Source organism: Geodermatophilus chilensis (genome assembly GCF_002802985.1).
Classification (GTDB): Bacteria; Actinomycetota; Actinomycetes; order Mycobacteriales; family Geodermatophilaceae; genus Geodermatophilus; species Geodermatophilus chilensis.
On sequence record NZ_NVPT01000041.1, the window covers coordinates 12,257 to 33,868 of the forward strand.

Consider the following 21,612-nt stretch of genomic DNA (forward strand, 5'->3'; position numbering starts at 1 on the left):
CGCCGGGAACCCTCTGGGCCCCGCGCCGGGTCCACCCGCAAGCCGGTCCCGGCACCCCTCAGGTGCCGCGGCGCAGAGCTGCCAACGGAAGGTGATCGCTCAGGTCGGCGCGGTTGCCGCTCGCGCTGACCCGGCCCTCCGCGACCGCGTCGTCCCAGGCCAACTCCCCCGTCGCCAGCCGCAGCCAGGTGGCGGGGTCGGTCTCGACGACGTTGGGCGGCGTCCCGCGGGTGTGCCGGGGACCGGGCACCAGCTGGACGGCGACGTGCGGGGGCACCCGCAGCTCGACCGAGCGGCCGGGCACCTGCTGGGCCAGCCAGCGGGCCGTGGTCTTGACCGCGGCCCCGAGCACGGACCGCGGGGGCTGCTCGGCCTCCCCCGCGAGCCAGGCCCGCACCGGGTCGACGGCAGCCCGCAGCTCGGCGGCCGGGATCGGCTGGGCCGGCATCAGCTGGTCGGGACGGTTCCCACCGGGACGCTGCCCACGGTGGCCTCCGGCGTGCCGAACAGGGCCGGCAGCGTCGCGCCCCAGGCCGCCCGCAGCTCGGCCAGCGGCAGCTCGGCGACACCCTCGACGGCGAGCGCGTCGCCACCCGTCGTCCCCAGCTCGGTGACCAGGACGCCGGCCCACTCGGCGGTGGCGCGCACCGCCTCCGGGTCGGTCGTGGTGACGACGACGCGCGCGGTGGACTCGCTGAACAGCGCGGTGAACACGTCGCCGTCCAGGGTCAGCCGGGCGCCGGTGCCGTACCGCAGCGCCGACTCGGCCAGCGCCTGCGCCAGGCCGCCGTCGGCCAGGTCGTGCGCCGAGGTGACCAGGCCGCCGCGGCCGAGCGCGGCCAGCAGCTCGCCGAGGGACCGTTCGGCCTCGAGGTCGACCGCCGGCGGGCGGCCGCCGAGGTGGCCGTGGACGACGCTCGCCCAGGCGGAACCGCCGAACTCCGGCCGGGTGACGCCGAGCAGCAGCACGGTCTCCCCCGCCGTCCGCCACCCGGTGGGCACGCGGGTCCGGACGTCCTCGTGCACGCCCAGGACACCGATGACCGGCGTCGGGTTGATGGGGACGTCGCCGGTCTGGTTGTAGAGGCTGACGTTGCCGCCGGTGACCGGCAGGCCCAGGTCGCGGCAGGCGTCGGCCAGGCCGCGCACGGCCTCGGCGAACTGCCACATGACCTCGGGCTCCTCCGGGGAGCCGAAGTTCAGGCAGTTGGTGACCGCCAGCGGGCGGGCGCCGCTCACCGCCACGTTGCGGTAGGCCTCGGCGAGGTTGAGCTGCGCGCCGGTGTAGGGGTCCAGGCGGGCGTAGCGGCCGTTGCCGTCGAGGGCGAGGGCGATGCCGCGGTGGGTGTCCTCGTCGATGCGCACCACGCCGGCGTCATCGGGCTGGGCGAGCACGGTGTTGCCGCGGACGTAGCGGTCGTACTGCTCGGTGACCCAGGACTTGTCCGCGCCGTCGGGGCTCGCGACGACGGCCAGCCAGTGCGCGGCCAGCTCCTCCGGCGTCGTCGGGCGGGGCAGGGCGGCCGGGTCGTCGGCCTGCAGGTCGTCGAGGTCGGCCGGGCGCCGCATCGGGCGCTCGTAGACCGGGCCCTCGTGCGCGACCGTGCGCGGCGGGACGTCGACGATCCGCTCGCCGTGCCAGTCGACGGTGAGCCGGTCGCCGTCGCTGACCTCACCGATGACGGTGGCCAGCACGTCCCACTTGCGGCAGACGGCGAGGAAGGCGTCGACCTTGTCCGGCTCGACGATGGCGCACATGCGCTCCTGCGACTCGCTCATCAGGATCTCGGCGGGCGTCAGGGTGCTGTCGCGCAGCGGGACGGCGTCGAGGTCGACGTGCATGCCGCCGGTGCCGGCGCTGGCCAGTTCGGACGTCGCGCAGGACAGGCCGGCGCCGCCGAGGTCCTGGATGCCGGTGACGAGGTCGTCGCGGAAGATCTCCAGGCAGGCCTCGATGAGCAGCTTCTCGGTGAACGGGTCGCCCACCTGCACGCTCGGCCGCTTGGCCGGCCCCTCCTCGTCGAAGGTCTCCGACGCCAGCACGCTCACGCCGCCGATGCCGTCGCCGCCGGTGCGGGCGCCGAACAGCACCACCTTGTTGCCGACGCCCTCGGCCTTGGCCAGCCGGACGTCCTCGTGCTTCATGACGCCGACGCACAGCGCGTTGACCAGCGGGTTGCCGGCGTAGCAGTCGTCGAAGAGCAGCTCGCCGCCGATGTTGGGCAGCCCTAGGCAGTTGCCGTAGCCGCCGACGCCGGCGACGACACCGGGCAGCACGCGCGCGGTGTCGGGGGCGTCGGCGCGACCGAAGCGGAGGGAGTCCATCACCGCGACCGGGCGCGCGCCCATGGTGAGGATGTCGCGGACGATCCCGCCGACGCCGGTGGCCGCGCCCTGGTACGGCTCGACATAGCTCGGGTGGTTGTGCGACTCGACCTTGAAGGTGACCGCGTAGCCGTCGCCCACGTCGACCACGCCGGCGTTCTCGCCGATGCCGACCAGCAGCGCCTCGCTGCGCGGCAGGTCGCCGAACCGGCGCAGGTGCACCTTCGACGACTTGTACGAGCAGTGCTCGCTCCACATCACCGAGTACATGGCGAGCTCGGCAGTGGTCGGCCGGCGGCCGAGGATGGTCGTGATGCGGGCGTACTCGTCGGACTTCAGGCCGAGTTCGCTGTAGGGCTGCTCGACGTCCGGCGTCCGCGCGGCGAGCTCGACGGTGTCGAGCTGGTGCTGCAGCGGGCCGGGCCCGGTATCGAGGTCGCTGAGTCCCTGGGTCGCGCTGTCCTGGGTCACGCGGACACCATCGCCTTCAGCACGGAGGTGAAGAACCCGAGGCCGTCGGTGCTCGGGCCGGTGAGGTCCTCGACGGCGTGCTCGGGGTGCGGCATGAGGCCGACGACCCGGCCGTCCGCGCTGGTCACCCCGGCGATGTCGCGCATCGAGCCGTTGGGGTTGCCCTCGACGTAGCGGACGGCGACCCGGCCCTCGCCCTCGATCCGGTCCAGGTCGGCCGGCGCAGCGACGTAGCGGCCCTCGCCGTTCTTCACCGGGACGACGATCCGCTGGCCGGCCTCGTAGTCGTGCGTCCACGCGGTGTCGGCGCGCTCGATGCGCAGCGCCTGGTCGCGGTTGCGGAAGTGCAGGTGGCCGTTGCGGGTGAGCGCGCCGGGCAGCAGGCCGGCCTCGCAGAGCACCTGGAAGCCGTTGCAGATGCCGAGCACCGGCATGCCGCTCCGCGCCCGGTCGACGACGTCCTGCATGAGGGGTGCCCGCGCGGCGATGGCGCCGGCGCGCAGGTAGTCGCCGTAGGAGAAGCCACCGGGGAGGATGACGGCGTCGACGTCCTTCAGGTCGTGGTCGGCGTGCCAGAGCGCGACCGGCTCGGCCCCGGCCAACCGCACCGCGCGCGCGGCGTCGACGTCGTCCAGGGAGCCCGGGAAGGTGATGACACCGATGCGCACGGAGGGAGTTCTCCTCAGTCGGTCGGGAGGTGGAGCTCGACGTCCTCGATGACCGGGTTCGCCAGCAGCGTCTCGGCGATCTGCTGCAACTCGGCCCGGTCGGGGGTGCCCTCGACCTCGAGGACGAAGTGCTTGCCCTGGCGGACGCTGCGGACGCCGTCGTGGCCGAGCCGGCCCAGCGCTCCCAGCACCGCCTGACCCTGGGGGTCGGAGATCTCCGGCTTCAGCACGACGTCGACGACCACCCGAGGCACGCGATCGAGCGTACCGGGGTGGCGCACCCCACTCCGCGCCGCGCGGGTGAGGCTGCCCACGCTCCCCCGCTGTCCCGTCCCGTCCCCGACGCGTCCCCGGCGCGGCCACATCGGCGATGTGGTCGCCACAGCAGCCCTTTCGCGACCAGATCGCCGATGTCGTCACCGGCCGAGCGCTCTGCGGATCTCGGTGATGACCTCGTGCGGCCGGCCGAGGACGTCGGCGGAGGTGAACCGCAGGACCGTCCAGCCCGCGGCGATCAGGCGGTTCTGTCGACGGACGTCGTTGACGAAGACGTCCCGCTCGCGGTGCACGTTCCCGTCGAACTCCACGATCACCCGCTGTTGCGGCCAGGCGAGGTCTGCTCGCCCGAGGAAGACACCGTCAGCATCCTGGACGACGTACTGCAGCTCCGGTGCAGGCAGTCCGGACTCGTGGACGAGCCACCGGAGGACCGACTCCATCGGCGACTCGGCCCGAGGATCGGCCACGGGAAGCACCCGCCGCGCGCGTGCGCAGCCACGGCCGGACGGACGGCGCAGGAACTCCTCCTGCAGCTCCCGGCGACTGGCCAGGCCGTCGAGCAACTGGTCGGAGGCCGCCAGCAATGCGGGAGGCTCGAGGACCGCCGCCAGGTCTCGCCACGTGCGCGCCGGCGTCGTCACCGGCATCGACCAGCGCCGGGCGACGTCCTCCTCGGTCAGATCCGAGCGGTAGAGCCGACGATCGGTGCGGCTCTCGGCCTGGGACGCCGGCGTGACGGTGACGTGCACCCGCAGGTCGTCCCGGTCTCGCAGGGGAATCTGGACGCCCCACACGTCCGCGGCGGAGAGGTGACTGAGCACCGCACCCGGTGGGGCGGTCAGCAGTACCGCGGCGAAGCGGCTGGCCAGATCACCGCGCAGCGCACGGGGCAGGTAGGTGTCCCGGGACAGCCGCACTACCTGCGGGTGTCGCAGCTCGCGGACGGTGAGCCCGGACTCCCGGACGCTCGAGCGGGTGGTGGGGCCGGTGATTCGTGAGCGGGGCAGTCGTTTCGGCATCCCCGCAGCTTCGCCTGATCTCGGTTCCTCCCCGTCTCTGTCCACAACCTGCGACCAAGTCGGCGGTCTGGTCGCCGACCGGGCTCCTTGGCGACCAGACCGCCGATGTGGCTGAGGGAGGGTCAGGTGAAGGAGCGGCCGGTCAGGCGCTCGTAGGCGGTCACGTAGCGCTCGCGGGTGGCCTCGACGACGTCGGCCGGCAGCTCCGGTGGCGGCGAGACCCGGTCCCAGCCGGACGACGTGAGCCAGTCGCGGACGTACTGCTTGTCGTACGAGGGCTGCACGCCGCCGGGCGACCAGAGCGTGGCCGGCCAGAAGCGCGAGGAGTCCGGCGTGAGCACCTCGTCGCCGAGGGCTAGCCCGGAGCCGTCGGTGCCGAACTCGAACTTCGTGTCGGCCAGCACGATCCCGGCGTCGAGCGCGATCTCGGCACCGCGGCGGTACAGCGCCAGCGTCAGCTCGCGCAGGTCCTCGGCCCGCTCGGCCCCGACCGCGGCGACGACGGCGGCGAAGTCGATCGCCTCGTCGTGCTCGCCCTGCTCGGCCTTGGTGGACGGCGTGAACACCGGCTCGGGCAGCTGCGAGCCCTCGACCAGGCCGGCCGGCAGCGGGACGTCGCGGATGGAGCCGGTGCGCTGGTACTCGACCGTGCCGGAGCCGGACAGGTAGCCGCGGGCCACGCACTCCACCGGCAGCATCTCCAGCCGGCGCACCAGCATCGCCCGGCCGGCGACCTCGTCGGGGACGTCGGTGGCCGAGACCAGGTGGTGGGTCGCCCCGTGCTCCGCCAGCACCGGCGCGAGCTGGTCGAACCACCACACCGACAGCTGGGTGAGCACCCGGCCCTTGTCGGGGATCGGCGTGGGCAGCACGTGGTCGTAGGCGGAGATGCGGTCGGAGGCCACGAGCAGCAGCCGGCCCTCGCCGGCGTCGTAGACCTCGCGGACCTTGCCCCGCGCGACCAACGGGAGAGCGAGGGTCACGACAGCGCCGCGACCCGGTCGAACAGCAGCCCCAGGTTGGCCACGTACCGCTCCGGCCTGCAGATCTCGTCGAGCCGGGCCTCGTCCAGCGCCACGCCCGTGTCGGCGGCCCGCTTGCGCAGCGTCTCGCGGAACGGCGTCCCGCTGTTCCAGGTCTCCATCGCCGCGGCCTGCACCAGCGCGTAGGCGTCCTCCCGCGAGGCGCCGCCCTCGACCAGCTCCAGCAGCACCGACGAGGTGTAGATCAGCCCGCCGGTCGACTCGAGGTTGGCCCGCATCCGGTCGGCGTCCACCACGAGGTTCTCCACCAACCCGGTGGTCAGGTGCAGCAGGTAGTCGGTGGTGATCGCGGCGTCGGGCAGGAACACCCGCTCGGTGGAGGAGTGCGAGATGTCGCGCTCGTGCCAGAGCGGGATGCCCTCCATCACCGGGACGACGGCGGCGCGGACGACGCGGGCCAGGCCGGCGATGCGCTCGGAGCGGATCGGGTTCTTCTTGTGCGGCATCGCGCTCGAGCCCTTCTGGCCCGAACCGAAGGCCTCCGACAGCTCGCGCACCTCGGTGCGCTGGCCGTGCCGCACCTCCAGCGCCACCGTCTCGCAGACGGTCGCGATGATCGCCAGGCAGGCGACCCACTCGCTGACCGAGTCGCGCAGCACCACCTGGGTGGAGGCGTCGGCGGGCCGCAGGTCCAGCGCCTCGGCGACGGCGACCTCGACCGCCGGGTCGATCAGGGAGTACGTGCCGACGGCACCCGAGATGGCGACGACGCCGACCCGCTCGCGCGCGGCCCGCAGCCGATCCCGCGAGCGGGCGGCGGCGAAGGCGATGTCGGCGACCCGGTGGCCCCAGACGTCGGGCTCGGCGTGCACGCCGTGGGTGCGGCCGACCTTGATCGTGTCGCGGTGGGCCAGCGCGTGGTCGCGCAGCACCGCCACCAGCCGGTCGAGCCGGGCCAGCAGCAGGTCGGTGGCCTCGGTCAGCTGGACGGCGAGGGCGGTGTCCAGGAGGTCCGAGGAGGTCATGCCGTGGTGCACGTAGGCCGCGGCCGACCGGGGCTCGGTGTTGTCGGCCCACGCGGTGAGGAAGGCGATGACGTCGTGCTGCGTCGTCTCCTCGATCTCGGCCACCCGCTCGGGCGTGGGCGGTGGCGCGTCGCGCACCGGCTGCACCACCTCGGCGGGCACCCGCCCGGCCGCGGCGTGCGCCTCGAGGACCATGGTCTCGACCCGGCACCACAGCTCGTACTTGTGCTGGTCGCTCCAGACCCGCCCCATCTCGGGCAGGGTGTACCGCTCGATCATCGGGGTACCGCCCGCCACTCGTCAGCTCGTCGCACCACGTGCCCCAGTCTCCCGCAGGCGGAATGCTGTCGGCGACGGCCCCTACTGCTCACCGGAGGAACCGATGCTGCGACGGGGCACCCACCTGCTGACGCGGGCCCGCGAGCGCATCCGCGCCGCCCGCGAGCACGACCCGCACGCCTGGCCGCACCCCTGGTCGCACCCCCACCCGGACGACGACGCGTACCTCGACGACGAGACGCCCGACCACGCCGAGGACACCGACCGGCCTCCGCTCGGCAGCCCCGAGCCCGGCGCGCCCGACCTCGACGGCCCCCTCGGGCCCGGCGGTGTCAGTGGCCCGCCGGGGAGGGACGAGCAGCGGCGGGGGCCCGCCGACCGGCGCCGTCGTCCCGCGCGGAGACCGGGCGCACCCGAGGAGGAGGTGCCCCGGGGACTCCGGGTCGCTGCGGCCTGGTCGTGGCGGCTCATCGTCGTCCTGACCGGCCTCTACCTGCTGCTCTGGGCGGCCGCCTACGTGGCCGTGGTCGTCGTCCCGGTCATCGTCGCGCTGCTGCTGGCGGCGCTGCTGCAGCCGGGCGCCGCGGCCCTGGTCCGGCGCGGCTGGCCGGGGGCGCTGGCCGCGCTGACGATGCTGGTGGTCGGACTCGGCACGGTCTCGGGGATCGTCGCGCTCGTCGTCCAGCAGGTCACCACCGGCTTCGGCGACCTCGCCGACCAGGTCGGTCAGGGCGTGGAGCAGGTGCGCGACCTCGTCGTCCGCACCTTCCCGGTCACCCGGACGCAGCTGGAGAACGCCGTCGAGCAGCTGCAGCAGGCGCTGGTCGCCAACGAGGACGTGCTCGCCTCCGGCGCGCTGACCACCGCCGTCACGGTCGGCGAGGTCGCCACGGGCATCCTGCTGGCGCTGTTCACCCTGTTCTTCTTCCTCAAGGACGGCCGCTCGATCTGGCTGTGGCTGGTCGGCCTGTTCCCGCGGGACTCGCGCGCGTTCCTCGACGAGGCCGCCCGCCGCTCGTGGCGCACGCTCATCTCCTACGTGCGCGCCACGGCCGCCGTGGCGATGGTCGACGCGATCGGCATCGGCGTCGGGTTGGCGGTCCTGGGCGTCCCGCTGGTCATCCCGCTGGCCGCGCTGGTCTTCCTGGGCGCGTTCATCCCGATCATCGGGTCGTTCCTCGCCGGCACCGTGGCCGTGCTCGTCGCGCTGGTCTCGCAGGGGCCGATCACGGCGCTGATCGCGCTGGCCGTCGTCGTGCTGGTCATGCAGCTGGAGGGGCACGTCCTGCAGCCGCTGCTGCTGGGCCGGGCGGTGCGGGTGCACCCGCTGGCCGTCGTCCTGGCGATCGCCGCGGGGCTGCTCGTCGCCGGCATCTTCGGCGCCCTGATCGCCGTCCCGACCGTGGCCTGCGCGAACGTGGCCGGCACCTACCTGTCGCGGCGCTACGAGGGGCCGCGCCCGCCCGAGCCGCGCCGGGAGCGCGCCCGGCCGGCGGTGACCGCGCAGTAGGGGCCCTACAGGGGCGCGTAGGCGGTCGGGTGCCGGTGCAGATGCTCCTGGAAGGCCCGCGCGACCGTCTCGTCCCCGTCGGGCAGCGCGGCGCCGTAGCGGCGGTCGGCCTCGGCCTCCAGGCGTTCCGCGGCCGCGAGGTCGTCGGGGTCCAGCCCGGCGGCCTGCCGGGCGACGTCCTCGACGGCATCGGCGGCCGCGTCCAGCCCGAACAGGCGGTAGCCCGCCACCGCATCGGCCCCCTGGTCGGGCTCCAGCCCATCGCAGGCGTGCAGGAGACCGCCGTTCACGGCCATGCCGTGGCACAGCAGCAGCGCGGCGAGGGCGGCGTCGCCGGGGCGGGGGAACGGGGCGAACGGGTCGCAGGCGCGGTTCCAGACCTCGTCGGCGGCCACGCTCACGGAGCCGCCGGGAGGGTGATCCGGCCCTCGACCGCCGCCAGCGCGATGTCGGTGCGCCAGTGCGCGTCGGCCAGCCGGACGCCGGCCACCCGCTCGTAGGCCCGCTGCCGGGCGGCGGCGAGGTCCTCGCCCACGGCGGTCACGGCGAGCACCCGCCCGCCGGCGGAGCGGACGGTGCCCTCGGCGTCCACGGTGGTGCCCGCGTGCAGCACGCCCTCGGCGTCGGCCCCGGTGACCGGGTCGCCGGTGCGCGGCCGCTCGGGGTAGCCCGGCGCCGCGATGACGACGGTCACCGCGGCCCCGTCGCGCCAGCGCAGCGGCGGGTGGTCGGCGAGCGTGCCGGTGGCGGCGGCGTACAGCAGTCCGCCCAGCGGCGTCTCCAGGAGCGGCAGCACCACCTGGGTCTCGGGGTCGCCGAAGCGGGCGTTGAACTCCACGACCCGCAGACCGCGGGAGGTCAACGCCAGGCCGGCGTAGAGCAGCCCGGAGAACGGCTCGCCGCGGCGCCGCATCTCGTCGACCGTCGGCTGCAGCACGGTGGCCAGCACCTCGTCGACCAGGCCCGGCGGCGCCCACGGCAGCGGCGCGTAGGCCCCCATCCCGCCGGTGTTGGGCCCGGCGTCGCCGTCGTCGCGGCGCTTGTGGTCCTGGGCGGGCAGCAGCGGCAGCACCGTCGTCCCGTCGGTGACGGCGAACAGCGAGACCTCCGGGCCGTCGAGGTACTCCTCGACCAGCACCGCGCCGCCGGCCTCGAGCACCCGGTGCCCGTGCTCGACGGCGGCGTCCCGGTCGGTCGTGACGACGACGCCCTTGCCCGCCGCCAGGCCGTCGTCCTTCACGACGTACGGCGCACCGGTCTCGTCCAGCGCGGTCTCCAGCTCGGCGGGCCCGCCCACCGGCCAGGATCGCGCGGTCGGGACGCCGGCCGCGGACATCACGTGCTTGGCGAAGGACTTGCTGCCCTCGATCTGCGCGGCCTGCTCCGACGGCCCGAAGCAGGCGATGCCGGCCTCGCGCACGGCGTCGGCGGCGCCGGCGACCAGCGGCACCTCCGGCCCGATGACGACGAGGTCGGCACGCCAGGACGACGCCAGCGCGGCGACGGCGACCGGGTCGGCGGCATCGACCGCGGCCGGCTCGGCGATCGCCCGGGTGCCGGCGTTGCCCGGCGCGCAGGCCAGCGCGGTCACCGCGGGGTCGGAGGACAGAGCGACGCACAGGGCGTGCTCCCGGGCACCGGAGCCGATCACGAGCACGCGCACGGACGGCGACCCTACCGAGGGCGGGTCAGTGGAGCCGGTTCGGCTGCGACCGGTAGGAACGGTGGAGGGCCCGGACGCGGGCGTGCTCGGCGGCCCGGGCCCGGGCGTCGGAGCGCAGCGCCTGGCGGTGCGCCTCGGCCTGCAGCTTGCGCCAGGCGGTGTAGCGGGCGGGGTCGAGCCGGCCGTCGTCGATCGCCGCGGCCACCGCGCAGCCGGGCTCGGTGCGGTGCGCGCAGTCGCGGAACCGGCACGCGGCGGCGGGCTCGGTGACGTCGGCGTACGCGGTGTCAACGCCGGCGCCGTCGACCAGGCCCAGTTCGCGCGTCCCCGGGGTGTCGACGAGCAGACCGCCGCCGGGCAGCAGGTGCAGTTCGCGCGCGGTGGTGGTGTGCCGGCCGCGGCCGTCGGCCTCGCGGATCCCGCGGGTGGCCGCCACCGGCGTCCCGGCCAGCGCGTTGGCCAGGCTGGACTTCCCGACGCCGGACGGGCCGACCATCGCCGCCGTCCGCCCCGGGCCGACCAGCGCGCGGACGGCGGCCAGCCCCTCTCCCGTCACCGAGCTGACGACCACGACGTCGACGCCCACGGCGTCCTCCGCGACGGCCCGCAGCGCGGCGGGGACGTCGTCGCACAGGTCGGCCTTGATGAGGACGACGACCGGCGTCGCGCCGCTGCCCCAGGCGACGGCGAGGTAGCGCTCCACCCGGCGCAGCCGTGGTGCGGTGGTCAGCGCGTCGACGACGAGCACCAGGTCGAGGTTGGCCGCGACCACCTGCTCGGCCGACGTCCGTCCGGCGACGACGCGAGTGAACGCCGACCGGCGGGTCAGCACCGCGACGACGAGCTCGCCGCGCAGCGCCACCCAGTCGCCGACCGCGGGGCCGGTGCCCTCGAGCAGTGCCGGGGCGGGGTGCGCCCGCAGCTCGCCGTCCCCGGTCAGCACGGTCAGCCGGCCGCGGTCGACGCGCGCAACCCGACCGGGCCGGCTGCCCACGGGCAGCTCGGCGTCAAGCCCCGGCATCCAGCCCAGGACTGAGAGATCAGTCACGTCGGGACGGTCCCGCGCAGGTCAGGGCGGTGTCCTCCGAATTGTGTGCGATCAGTCGGCGCGCGTTCGCCCTCCCGACACCTGGCTCAGGTGTTTTAGGGGACATGCGCGCGATCGCGTTGCCGGCAACGGTCCCGGCGACCCGCCCTGCCCGTCCCGTCGTCGTGGGCCACCGCGGAGCCCCCGCGTACCGCCCCGAGCACACCGCGGCCAGCTTCCAGCTGGCCATCGACCTCGGCGCCGACCTGATCGAGCCCGACGTCGTCGTCAGCCGGGACGGCGCGCTCGTCGTCCGGCACGAGAACGAGCTCTCCCATTCCACCGACGTCGCCGAGCACCCAGAGTTCGCCGACCGGCGCACCACCCGCGTCGTCGACGACCGGGAGCGCACCGGCTGGTTCACCGAGGACTTCACCCTCGCCGAGCTGCGCACGCTGCGCGCCGTCGAGCGGATGCCGGAGCTGCGGCCGCTGAACACCACCTACGACGGGCAGGCCGGGATCCTCACCCTGGCCGAGGTTGTGGCGATCGCCCGCCGGCGGTCGACGGCGTCCCGGCAGGTGCGCGTGCTGGCCGAGCTGAAGAAGCCCAGCTGGTTCGACCACGAGGCCGGCGTCCCGGTCACCGAGCTCGTCGCCGCCGAGCTGCGCCGCCTGGACGCGGCCCGTCCCGACGGAACCGTCGTCGTGCAGTCCTTCGACGCCGCCGCGCTGCGGCAGCTGCGGAGCGACCTCGGGGACCGCGGGCCGACGATGCTGCAGCTGGTGGACGACGCCGGCACCGACGACCACCTGGTCACCCCGGCGGGCCTGCGCGAGGTCAGCACCTACGCGCAGGGCATCGCCCCGAGCCGGCACCGGATCCTGCTGCGCGACGAGGGCCAGGCGATGACCGGGATCTCCGACCTCATCGCCCAGGCCCACCGTGCCGGGCTGGCCGTCGTCCCGTGGACGCTGCGGCCGGAGAACGCCTTCCTGCCCCGGCACCTGCGCCGCGGCGAGGCCGTGAGCGGCACCGGCGACATGCAGACCGAGGCCCGCCTGCTGCTGGCCCTCGGCGTCGACGGCCTGATCACCGACGCTCCGGAGATCGCCGTCGCGGCGAGGCAGGAGCTGTACACCTCCCGGTCCTCCCGGACCGCACCGCGGTCAGGAGGCGTCCCCGACCTGCGCTGAGCCCATCCGTGTCCCGCGGCGGGAGGCCATCACACCGCGGTCCTCCCGGACCGCACCGCGGTCAGGAGCCGTCCCCGACCTGCGCTGAGCCCATCCGTGTCCCGCGGCGGGAGGCCATCACACCGCGGTCCTCCCGGACCGCACCGCGGTCAGGAGCCGTCCCCGACCTGCGCTGAGCCCATCCGTGTCCCGCGGCGGGAGGCCTCCGGCCCCCGCACCGCGGGACACGGTGCCTAGCTCAGCAGGTCGTGGAGGACGACGTTCTCGTCGCGGCCCGGGCCGACGCCGATCACGCTGATCCGGGCCCGGGAGAGCTCCTCGAGCCGGCGCACGTACGCCTGCGCGTTCGCCGGCAGGTCCTCGAACCTGCGGCAGCCGCGGATGTCCTCGAACCAGCCCGGCATCTCCTCGTAGACCGGTGTCGCGTGGTGGAACTCGGTCTGCGTCATCGGCATCTCGTCGTGGCGGACGCCGTCCACGTCGTAGGCCACGCAGATCGGCACCGTCTCCAGCCCGGAGAGCACGTCGAGCTTGGTGAGGAAGTAGTCGGTGATGCCGTTGACCCGGCTGGCGTAGCGGGCGACGACGGCGTCGAACCAGCCGCAGCGGCGGTCGCGGCCGGTGGTCACGCCGACCTCACCGCCCTGCTTGCGCAGGTACTCGCCCCACTGGTCGTGCAGCTCGGTCGGGAACGGGCCGGAGCCGACGCGGGTCGTGTAGGCCTTGAGGATGCCGACCACCCGGTCGATCCGGGTGGGGCCGATGCCCGAGCCCACCGCCGCGCCACCGGCGGTCGGGGAGGACGACGTGACGAACGGGTACGTGCCGTGGTCGACGTCGAGCAGGGTGCCCTGCGAGCCCTCCAGCAGCACCCACTCGCCGGCGTCGAGGGCGTTGGCCAGGAGCAGCCGGGTGTCGGCGATCCGGTGCCGCAGCTGCTCGGCGTAGCCGGCGTACTCCTCGACGACCTCGTGGACGTCGATGGCCTTGCGGTTGTAGACCTTGACCAGGACCTGGTTCTTCTCCTGCAGCGTCCCCTCGAGCTTCTGCCGGAGGATCGACAGGTCGAGCAGGTCCTGCACGCGGATGCCGGTGCGGGCCACCTTGTCGCCGTAGGCCGGGCCGATGCCGCGGCCGGTGGTGCCGATCCGGCGCTTGCCGAGGAACCGCTCGGTGACCTTATCCAGCGCCCGGTGATGCGGCATGATCAGGTGCGCGTCGGCCGAGATGACCAGCCGCGAGGTGTCGACGCCGCGCTCCTCGAGGCCGGCGAGCTCGCCGATGAGCACCTCGGGGTCGATGACGACGCCGTTGCCGATGACCGGGGTGCACCCGGGCGTCAGGATCCCCGACGGGATCAGGTGCAGCGCGTACTTCTCGCCGTCCGGCGTGATCACCGTGTGCCCGGCGTTGTTGCCGCCCTGGTAGCGGACGACGTACGGCACGCGCCCCCCGAGCAGGTCGGTGGCCTTGCCCTTGCCCTCGTCGCCCCACTGGGCGCCGATCAGCACGACTGCCGGCATTCGCTGTCGTCCCCCTCGGACTCGTCACCGGCGGTCGACCGGCTGGCAGGTGGCAGGGTATCGGCATGCCCCTCGTCGAGTTCGACCTGCGCGGTCTCCCGCCGGGTTCCGCGCCGGCGCGCGAGGACGTCGCACCCGCGGCCGGGGCCGGCGCCGTGCTCGTGAGGGGGCCGGTGCCGGCGCTCGGTGCGGTCCTCACCGCGCTGTGGAAGGCCGGGCGGACCGCCGCCGTCCCGGTCTCCTGGGAGCCCGCCGACGACCGTGACTCGGCCGCCCTGGCCCGCGCGCTCGGCATCGGCACGGGCGGCGAGCGGGAGCTGGGCCTGGTGCGCGACGACCACGGCGGCGTGCTGCTGCACCACGGCCGGCTGGAGGCGGCCGGGGACGACCGGCGCCGTCCGCTGGCTCGGCGGCTGGGCGCGCAGGCGCATCACGACGCGGTCAAGGTCGCCGACGGGCAGATCACCCGCATCGACGTCCGGCCCGACTGGCGGGCCGTGGACACCCTCGACGTGACCGTCATGACGCTGCCGCTGCGGCCCGGCCGCCGAACCAGCGGACGGGCGGTGCAGATCGCCAGCGACCCGGCCCGGGTCGTCCGGGACGGCGTCCCCCACCCCCGGCCCGTGACCCGATGGACCTGGTACAGCGACGACCGGGTGCGCTGGCGGCTGCAGCCTTGACCGCGGGGCGGATCAGGTGAAGACGCTCACCCCGCCGGGCCCCACGAGCAGGCCGACGATGATCAGCACGATCCCCCACAGCATCTGCCTGCGGACGATCGCCACGATGCCGGCAACGACGAGGACGACTGCGAGGATCCAGAGAAGCGTGGCCATGCGGAACCTCCGGGAACAGGCGTCCGGGCTGGACGCTGGGGACGGACAGTAACCGATCTCCGGCGTTCACACGTGTTCTCCGTCGTCGTATCACGGAGGGTGACGTCAGGCGGCCGGCCGGCCCAGCCGCTCGCGCAGGCCGACGTGCCAGTCCACCTGCACCCGCCGGCCCACGTGGCCGCACGGGCGGACCAGGTCGAAACGGGTGAGGACGGCGCCGGAGTCGGCCCACAGCAGCGCCAGGTGCCCCGGGGCGGCGCGCGGCCCCTCGGGGTCCAGGGCGAGCTGCAGCTGGCGGCTCGGGTCCTGGCGGTAGAAGGCACGCAGGCCGTCGGTGGCCGCGGCGGGCAGCTCGCCATCGTCGGAGCGCCAGACCCGCAGCACGTCCGTGGGCGTGCGGAGGATCAGCCCGCTCATCGGCAGGCCCAGGTTGTCGGTGCTGGTGTCGAGGAACTCCAGCTGGCGGGCCTGCAGCGGATTCGAGAGCTCGTCCGGCCCGGCTCCCCAGGGCCGCAGCCGCTCCATCGCCTCGCGGCGGACCAGCTGGTGGTCCAGGTGCCGGTCGGCGGTGGGGTTCCAGCCGTGCCGGGCGTGGATTGCCGCGCTGACCGCGACGCCGGCCGACAGCGCCTCGTGGACGGCGAGCAGCAGCGGACGCAGGCGACGGGTGACGGCGCCCGGCGAGTGGTCCATGGGAGGAGTGTGCAGGTCGGTGCTCACAGCACCCGGCAACGCAGTGCGGGCGTTCCCCGCGGATCGCGGGCGCTGCAGCGCCAGCAGTCCGCGAGAAACGCCCGCAATGGGCTGTCTAGGGCGCCAGCGTCGGGTCGCAGTCGCGCAGCAGCTGGGTGCAGCGCTCCTGCTCGTCGGTCTCGCCGATGGCCTCCGCGGCGCGGGCCAGCACCATCACGCAGCGCAGGAAGCCGCGGTTGGGCTCGTGCGACCACGGCACCGGGCCGTAGCCCTTCCAGCCGTTGCGGCGCAGCGCGTCGAGGCCCCGGTGGTAGCCGGTGCGGGCGTAGGCGTAGGCCGCGATGACGTCGGTGAGCACGCGCTCCGGCCGGTCGATGGCCCCCTCGGCCAGCGCCGCCCAAGCCGCGCTCACCGTCGGGTGGTGCGCGGCGACCTCGGCCGGCGGGTTCCCGGCCGCGAGCTCGGCGTCGGCCTCCGGGTTGCCGGGCAGCAGCGTGGCCGGCGGCTCGCCGAGGAGGTTGTGGTGCGGGTGACCCATCAGGCGCTCTGCGACTGGCCGGCCGACAGCAGGTCCTCGCACGCCTCGACGACGCGCGCGGCCATGTTCGTCTCGGCGAGCTTCATGTAGGTGCGCGGGTCGTAGGTCTTCTTGTTGCCGACCTCGCCGTCGACCTTCAGGACGCCGTCGTAGTTGGTGAACATGTGCCCGGCGATCGGCCGGGTGAAGGCGTACTGGGTGTCGGTGTCGACGTTCATCTTCACGACGCCGTAGGAGAGGGCCTCGCGGATCTCCTCCTGCGCCGAGCCCGAGCCGCCGTGGAACACCAGGTTGAACGGCTTGGCGCCGTCCCCGAGGTTGAACTCCTTGGCCACGATCGCCTGCCCGCGCTGGAGCACGTCGGGCCGCAGCCTCACGTTGCCGGGCTTGTAGACGCCGTGCACGTTGCCGAAGGTCGCGGCGAGCAGGTAGACGCCGCGCTCGCCGAGCCCGAGCTTCTGCGCGGTGCGCAGGAAGTCGCCGTCGGCGGTGTAGAGCTTCTCGTTGATCTCGGCGACGACACCGTCCTCCTCGCCGCCGACGATGCCGATCTCCAGCTCGAGCACGATCTTGGCCGCGGCGGCCTTCTCCATGAGCTCCTCGGCGATGTCGAGGTTCTCGGTGAGCTCGATGGCCGAGCCGTCCCACATGTGCGACTGGAACAGCGGCGCCTGGCCGGCGTCCACCCGGTCCTTCGACAGGGCGATCAGCGGGCGCACGTAGGCGTCGAGCTTGTCCTTCGGGCAGTGGTCGGTGTGCAGCGCGACGTTGACCGGGTACTTCTCGGCGACCACGTGGGCGAACTCGGCCAGCGCCACCGCGCCGGTGACCATGTCCTTCACGCGGGTGCCCGAGCCGAACTCGGCACCGCCGGTGGAGAACTGGATGATCCCGTCGCTGCCGGCGTCGGCGAAGCCGCGCAGCGCGGCGTTGACCGTCTCCGACGAGGTGCAGTTGATCGCCGGGTAGGCGAAGCCGCCCTCCTTGGCCCGGCTGATCATGTCGGCGTAGACCTCGGGGGTCGCGATGGGCATGCGGGGCACTCCTTGCGTCGGTGGCGGCGCTGGTCCGGCGGCCAGTATCGCGCCCGGCCCGACGGGCGCGACACCCCGCTACCGGCCGTCCCCGGTGCGACCAGCAGGCCGAGGGCGGTCACGAGCGCCACCGCCTGCCCGCCGTCGACCTGTGCACCGGTCAGCTCGACCTCCCGCGGGTCCAGCGCGGTCGGGTCGCTGCCGCGCAGGTCGGCACCGGTGAGGTCGGCCTCGCGCATCCGCGTGCCGGTGAGCGCCGCCCGCGACAGGTCCGCGCGCCGGAGGACGACGAAGGACCAGTCGCGCGCGCGGAGCCCCACCCGTGTCCCCGCCGGGGACCCTCCGGGCCCCGCGCCAGGTCTACCCGCCTCCTGCGCCTCTGCATCACCCCTGCTCCACCCGGCTGGCCACCCGCGCGGCGACCACCACCGGGTCGTACACCGGGGAGAACGGCGGGGCGTAGGAGAGGTCCGAGCCGGCCAGCTCCTCGGCGGTCAGCCCGGCCCAGATCGCGGTCGCCAGGACGTCGATCCGCTTGCCGGCGCCGGGCCCGCCGACGACCTGCCCGCCGAGCAGCTGCCCGGAGCCGCTGTCGCTGACCAGCTTGACCGTGATCGGCTCGGCGCCCGGGAAGTAGCCGGCCCTCGTCGTCCCCTCGATCGTCTCGGTGCGGATGTCGTACCCGGCGGCCGCCGCCTGCCCGCTGCACAGCCCGGTGCGCCCGATCTCCAGGTCGCCCACCTTGGTGAGGGCCGTGCCCAGGACGCCGGCGAAGCGGGCGGCCTGTCCGCCGATCACCGAGCCGGCCACCCGCCCCTGCTTGTTGGCGTGGGTCCCCAGCGCGACGTGCACCGCCTCGCCGGTCAGCCGGTGGAAGGTCTGGCTGCAGTCGCCGGCGGCGTAGACATGCTCGTGCGAGCGGCTGCGCTGGGTGCGGTCGACCTCGATCGCCCCGGTCTCGCCGATCCGCAGGCCGGCGGCGCGGGCCAGCTCCACCTCCGGGCCCATGCCCAGCCCGAGGACGACGAGGTCGCAGGGGTAGCTGCCGGCGTCGGTGGTGACCGCGCGCGCTGCGCCGTCCGCACCGGTCTCGATGGCGCGCACCGGCTGCCCGGGCTGCACCTCGATGCCCATGTCGCCCATCGCCTTGCAGATCCGCTCCCCCATGTCCGCGTCGAGCAGCGACATCGGCAGGTCGTCGGCGAGCACCACGGTCACCTCGAGCCCCCGGGCCTGCAGCGCCTCGGCCATCTCCAGGCCGATGTAGCCCCCGCCCAGCACGACCGCCCGGCGGGCGCCGGCGGCGACGGCGGCCCGGATGTCGGCGCCGTCGGCCAGGCGGTGCACGCCGTGGACGCCGGGCGCGTCCAGGCCAGGGACGTCCGGGCGCAGCGGCCGCCCGCCGGTGGCGACGACCATCCGGTCGAAGCCGAGCGTCTCCCCGCCGCCGGTGCGCACCGTGCCGGCGTCGAGGTCGAGCTCCTCGGCGCGGGTGCCGGTGCGGACCTCGATGTCGCGGGCGGCGAACTCCTGCGGCGTGCGGGCGATCAGCCGGTCCCGGTCCCCGACGACGTCGCCCACCCAGTAGGGGATGCCGCAGGCGGAGTACGAGACCTCCGGGCCCTGCTCGAGGACGGTGATGGCGAGGTCGGAGGCATCACGCAGCCGCCGGGCCGCCGCGGCCGCGGACATGCCGGCGGCGTCGCCTCCGACGACGAGCAGACGCTCTGCGCTCATGGGGTCAGGTTGTCACCCGCCGGACCACCTTGCCGGGGTTGAGCAGGCCGGCCGGGTCGAGCGCGGCCTTGATCGAGCGGTGCACGTCGACCGACACCGGGCCGATCTCGCGCTCGAGCCAGTCGGCCTTGAGCGTGCCCACCCCGTGCTCGCCGGTGATGGTGCCGCCGAGCGAGAGCCCCAGCTCGAGGATCGCGTCGAAGGCGGCCACCGCCCGTGCCCGCTGCTCCTCGTCGGAGGCGTCGAACACGATGGTGGGGTGCATGTTGCCGTCGCCGGCGTGCCCCATGACTCCGATGACCAGGTCGTACTGCGCGGAGATCGCGTCGCAGCCGTCGATGAAGGTGGCCACCCGCGAGCGGGGGACGGCGACGTCGTCGAGCAGCACGTCGCCCAGCCGCTCCAGCGCCGGCAGCGCCGCCCGGCGGGCCGCGAGCAGCAGGTCGCCCTCGGCCGGGTCGGCGGTGGAGTGCACGAGGTCCGCGCCGACGGCCTCGCACAGCCGGGTCAGCTCGGCGATCTCGTCGAGGGCGGCCGCTCCCCCGGCGTCCGAGCGGGCCACCAGCAGCGCCTGGGCGTCGCGGTCCAGGTCGGCGCGGAGCATGTCGTCGACCGCACGGATGCAGGTGCGGTCCATCACCTCGAGCATGCTGGGCACCACGCCGCTGGTGACCACCGACTCGACGACCTGACCGGTCTGCGCGCTGGTGGCGAAGGTGGCCACCAGGGTGACCGGGTCGGCGGCCGGCGCGGGGCGCAGCGCCAGGGTGGCCTCGGTGATGACGCCGAGGGTGCCCTCCGAGCCGACGAACAGCCGGGTGAGGTCGTAGCCGGCGACGCCCTTGACCGTGCGCCGTCCGGTGCGCAGCACCCGGCCGTCGGCCAGCACCACCTCGAGGCCCAGCACGTAGTCGGTGGTGACGCCGTACTTGACGCAGCACAGGCCGCCGGAGTTCATCGCCAGGTTGCCACCGAGGGTGCACCAGTCGTAGCTGGCCGGGTCGGGCGGGTAGAACAGCCCGGCCGCGCCCACGGCGTCGCGCAGCTGCTTGTTCACCACGCCGGGCTGGACGACGGCCAGCCGGTCGGCCGCGGAGACCTCGAGGACGGCGTCCATGCGGGTCATCACCATCGTGATCCCGCCGTCGACGGCGTTGCTGGCGCCCACCAGCCCGGAGCCGGCACCGCGCGGTACCACGGGGACCCCGTGGCGCGAGGCGATCTGCAGGACCGCGACCACCTCGGCGGTGCTGCGCGGCAGGACCACGGCGGCCGGCGTCCCCGCCTCGGCGAGCACCGCCTGGTCCCGGGCGTAGGACGCCGTGACGTCGGGGTCGGTCAGGACGCTGTCTGAGCCCAGTGCGTCGGCCAGTTCGGCCACCCACGCCGTCGTCACGGTGGTCACCGCCACACCGTACGACCTTGGTCGACCCCGTCCCGGACCCCGCCGGCCCCCCTGCAGGGTCCCGTCGCGAGCCTGCGAGCGACGGGGGCAGGGGGGTCCTCTCTCATTCCAGGCCGAGGTCGGCGAGGGTGAACGCGGCGCGGTACTCCAGCCCTGCCGCCTCCACCGCGGCCCGCCCGCCGCGGTCCACGACGACCGCCACGGCGATCGGCTCGGCGCCGGCCTCGCGCAGCGCCTCGACGGCGGTCAGCGGGCTGGAGCCGGTGGTGGAGACGTCCTCGACCACCAGGACGGCGCGGCCGGCGACGTCCGGACCCTCGATCCGCCGCTGCAGCCCGTGCGCCTTGCCGGTCTTGCGGACGACGCACGCGTCGAGGAAGCCCTCCCCGGCGGCCGCGGCGTGCAGCATCGCCGTCGCCACCGGGTCCGCCCCCAGGGTGAGCCCGCCGACGACGTCGTAGCGCAGGTCGCCGGTGAGCTGGCGCATGACCCGGCCCACCAGCGGGGCGCCCTCGTGGTGCAGCGTCAGCCGGCGCATGTCGATGTACCAGTCGGCCTCCTGGCCCGAGGACAGCGTCACCCGCCCGTGGACGACGGCGAGGTCCACGACGAGCTCGAGCAGCCGGTCACGGTCGGGCAGGGCGGCCCCCTCCACGGGGCCCGCCCCGAGGGACGAGGGGTGGGGAGGGAGGGGGTCCTTTTCCATGCCGCCAACCCTAGAAGGACCCGCTCCTCCCCACCCTCGCAGGCTCGGGGCGGGCCCCGAGAGCGGGCCTCTAGGCGGGTGGGGTGAGCACCTGGTCGACGACGTAGACCGTCGCGTTGAGCGTCGGGAGGTTGCCGCAGATGACCGTCGCGTCGGCGGCGCCGAGCAGGGTCTGGTCGGCGCTGATCGTGAAGACCTCGCCGGCACCCTCGATGGTGACCTGGCCGCCGTCGAGGGTGGTGTGCGTGCCGGCCAGCTCGCCGGGCGCCAGGCGGCCGGCGATGACGTGGTGGGTGAGCAGCGCGGTGAGCCGCGGGGTGTCGGCCAGCAACGGGTCGAGCGTGGCGGGCGGGACGGCGGTGAACGCCTCGTTGACCGGGGCCAGCACGGTGAGGTCCGGCGTGACGTCGAGGGACGCGGCGAGCGCGGCCGCGTGCACGGAGACCATCGTGTTGGTCAGCCCCGGGATGGTCAACATCGCCGTCGCGGCCGGAGCGGCGGCGAGGGCGGCCGGGCTGCCGGCGCCCCTGTCCCTTATACACATCCGACGCTGCCGGCTACCCCTTCCGCGTAGGTCACCGGGGTCGCCGAACTGTTCAACGCGCAGCTGCGCAGCCAGCTGCGCGCCGCGCCGCCGCCCCACCGCCCCTGCCTCTGTCTCTCCTACCTCTCTGACGCCTCCGACTCTGCCT

Annotated in this window: 23 protein-coding genes; 3 read left to right on the forward strand and 20 right to left on the reverse strand. The window is 74.6% G+C overall.

The features are described 5' to 3' along the window. Positions 1-58: 58 nt before the first annotated feature. The 7 genes from CNO22_RS09130 to purB all read right to left on the reverse strand — a co-directional run bounded on the left by CNO22_RS09130 (position 59) and on the right by purB (position 7,049). Entirely contained in the window at positions 59-448 is a 390-nt protein-coding gene (locus CNO22_RS09130) for a sterol carrier family protein (RefSeq protein ID WP_100499068.1), read from the reverse strand. Next, positions 448-2,796, reverse strand: a complete 2,349-nt coding sequence (gene purL, locus CNO22_RS09135) for a phosphoribosylformylglycinamidine synthase subunit PurL (protein WP_232806909.1) — start codon at positions 2,794-2,796, stop codon at positions 448-450. The genes CNO22_RS09130 and purL overlap by 1 nt, the downstream gene beginning before the upstream one ends. Beyond that, positions 2,793-3,464: a phosphoribosylformylglycinamidine synthase subunit PurQ gene (purQ, locus tag CNO22_RS09140; RefSeq protein WP_100499069.1), complete on the reverse strand. Its 672-nt coding sequence runs from the start codon at positions 3,462-3,464 to the stop codon at positions 2,793-2,795. Before purQ ends, purL begins: the two co-directional genes overlap by 4 nt. A 14-nt stretch (positions 3,465-3,478) precedes the next feature. Beyond that, positions 3,479-3,718, reverse strand: coding sequence for a phosphoribosylformylglycinamidine synthase subunit PurS (gene purS / locus CNO22_RS09145; protein ID WP_091157820.1), 240 nt, complete (start codon positions 3,716-3,718; stop codon positions 3,479-3,481). A gap of 162 nt (positions 3,719-3,880) precedes the next feature. Then, the gene (locus CNO22_RS09150) at positions 3,881-4,762 is read right to left on the reverse strand and encodes a DUF559 domain-containing protein (protein WP_100499070.1); all 882 of its coding nucleotides are present in this window, start codon (positions 4,760-4,762) and stop codon (positions 3,881-3,883) included. A gap of 122 nt (positions 4,763-4,884) precedes the next feature. Next, positions 4,885-5,745, reverse strand: a complete 861-nt coding sequence (locus CNO22_RS09155; protein ID WP_100499071.1) for a phosphoribosylaminoimidazolesuccinocarboxamide synthase — start codon at positions 5,743-5,745, stop codon at positions 4,885-4,887. Next, positions 5,742-7,049, reverse strand: coding sequence for an adenylosuccinate lyase (gene purB / locus CNO22_RS09160; RefSeq protein ID WP_100499084.1), 1,308 nt, complete (start codon positions 7,047-7,049; stop codon positions 5,742-5,744). The genes CNO22_RS09155 and purB overlap by 4 nt, the downstream gene beginning before the upstream one ends. A gap of 103 nt (positions 7,050-7,152) precedes the next feature. Here purB and CNO22_RS09165 point away from each other — a divergent pair, with 103 nt between their 5' ends. Beyond that, positions 7,153-8,559 (forward strand): AI-2E family transporter, encoded by a 1,407-nt coding sequence (locus CNO22_RS09165; protein ID WP_100499072.1) that lies wholly within the window; start codon positions 7,153-7,155, stop codon positions 8,557-8,559. 5 nt (positions 8,560-8,564) lie between these two features. On the opposite strand, the gene CNO22_RS09170 is transcribed toward CNO22_RS09165, so the two are convergent. Genes CNO22_RS09170 through rsgA form a run of 3 tightly spaced genes read right to left on the reverse strand, consistent with a single transcriptional unit; the run spans position 8,565 to position 11,270 of the window. After that, positions 8,565-8,960 (reverse strand): hypothetical protein, encoded by a 396-nt coding sequence (locus CNO22_RS09170; RefSeq protein ID WP_157936869.1) that lies wholly within the window; start codon positions 8,958-8,960, stop codon positions 8,565-8,567. Further along, positions 8,957-10,222: a phosphoribosylamine--glycine ligase gene (purD, locus tag CNO22_RS09175; RefSeq protein ID WP_100499074.1), complete on the reverse strand. Its 1,266-nt coding sequence runs from the start codon at positions 10,220-10,222 to the stop codon at positions 8,957-8,959. Before purD ends, CNO22_RS09170 begins: the two co-directional genes overlap by 4 nt. A 25-nt stretch (positions 10,223-10,247) precedes the next feature. Next, positions 10,248-11,270 carry a ribosome small subunit-dependent GTPase A gene (gene rsgA / locus CNO22_RS09180; RefSeq protein ID WP_100499075.1) on the reverse strand — a complete coding sequence of 341 codons (1,023 nt, stop codon included), beginning with the start codon at positions 11,268-11,270 and terminating at the stop codon, positions 10,248-10,250. Between the two features lie 104 nt (positions 11,271-11,374). Here rsgA and CNO22_RS09185 point away from each other — a divergent pair, with 104 nt between their 5' ends. Further along, positions 11,375-12,445, forward strand: coding sequence for a glycerophosphodiester phosphodiesterase family protein (locus CNO22_RS09185; protein ID WP_100499076.1), 1,071 nt, complete (start codon positions 11,375-11,377; stop codon positions 12,443-12,445). Between the two features lie 233 nt (positions 12,446-12,678). Here the strand turns inward: CNO22_RS09185 and CNO22_RS09190 are convergent, their stop codons facing one another. Continuing rightward, positions 12,679-13,968 carry an adenylosuccinate synthase gene (locus tag CNO22_RS09190; protein ID WP_100499077.1) on the reverse strand — a complete coding sequence of 430 codons (1,290 nt, stop codon included), beginning with the start codon at positions 13,966-13,968 and terminating at the stop codon, positions 12,679-12,681. A gap of 65 nt (positions 13,969-14,033) precedes the next feature. Between CNO22_RS09190 and CNO22_RS09195 the strand changes: the two genes are divergently transcribed. Then, the gene (locus CNO22_RS09195; protein WP_100499078.1) at positions 14,034-14,651 is read left to right on the forward strand and encodes a hypothetical protein; all 618 of its coding nucleotides are present in this window, start codon (positions 14,034-14,036) and stop codon (positions 14,649-14,651) included. A gap of 12 nt (positions 14,652-14,663) precedes the next feature. Here the strand turns inward: CNO22_RS09195 and CNO22_RS28230 are convergent, their stop codons facing one another. The 9 genes from CNO22_RS28230 to CNO22_RS09235 form a co-directional block, all read right to left on the reverse strand. After that, positions 14,664-14,807, reverse strand: a complete 144-nt coding sequence (locus CNO22_RS28230) for a GPGG-motif small membrane protein (protein ID WP_198588202.1) — start codon at positions 14,805-14,807, stop codon at positions 14,664-14,666. Between the two features lie 105 nt (positions 14,808-14,912). Further along, the gene (locus CNO22_RS09200) at positions 14,913-15,500 is read right to left on the reverse strand and encodes a hypothetical protein (protein WP_100499079.1); all 588 of its coding nucleotides are present in this window, start codon (positions 15,498-15,500) and stop codon (positions 14,913-14,915) included. 115 nt (positions 15,501-15,615) lie between these two features. Next, a complete protein-coding gene (locus tag CNO22_RS09205; protein WP_100499080.1) occupies positions 15,616-16,038 on the reverse strand; it encodes a DUF3151 domain-containing protein in 423 nt (140 codons plus the stop codon). Further along, positions 16,038-17,072, reverse strand: coding sequence for a class II fructose-bisphosphate aldolase (gene fbaA / locus CNO22_RS09210; RefSeq protein ID WP_100499081.1), 1,035 nt, complete (start codon positions 17,070-17,072; stop codon positions 16,038-16,040). The genes CNO22_RS09205 and fbaA overlap by 1 nt, the downstream gene beginning before the upstream one ends. Continuing rightward, positions 17,036-17,392, reverse strand: a complete 357-nt coding sequence (locus CNO22_RS09215) for a pentapeptide repeat-containing protein (RefSeq protein ID WP_232806910.1) — start codon at positions 17,390-17,392, stop codon at positions 17,036-17,038. The genes fbaA and CNO22_RS09215 overlap by 37 nt, the downstream gene beginning before the upstream one ends. A 64-nt stretch (positions 17,393-17,456) precedes the next feature. Next, on the reverse strand, positions 17,457-18,809 hold the full coding sequence (locus tag CNO22_RS09220; protein WP_100499082.1) for an FAD-dependent oxidoreductase: 1,353 nt from the start codon (positions 18,807-18,809) through the stop codon (positions 17,457-17,459). 4 nt (positions 18,810-18,813) lie between these two features. Continuing rightward, entirely contained in the window at positions 18,814-20,214 is a 1,401-nt protein-coding gene (locus CNO22_RS09225; protein WP_100499085.1) for an FAD-binding oxidoreductase, read from the reverse strand. Between the two features lie 103 nt (positions 20,215-20,317). Continuing rightward, positions 20,318-20,920, reverse strand: a complete 603-nt coding sequence (pyrE, locus tag CNO22_RS09230) for an orotate phosphoribosyltransferase (RefSeq protein ID WP_232806911.1) — start codon at positions 20,918-20,920, stop codon at positions 20,318-20,320. A 70-nt stretch (positions 20,921-20,990) separates the two neighbouring features. Further along, on the reverse strand, positions 20,991-21,612 hold a 622-nt coding region (locus tag CNO22_RS09235; RefSeq protein WP_232806912.1), incomplete at its 5' end, for a fasciclin domain-containing protein.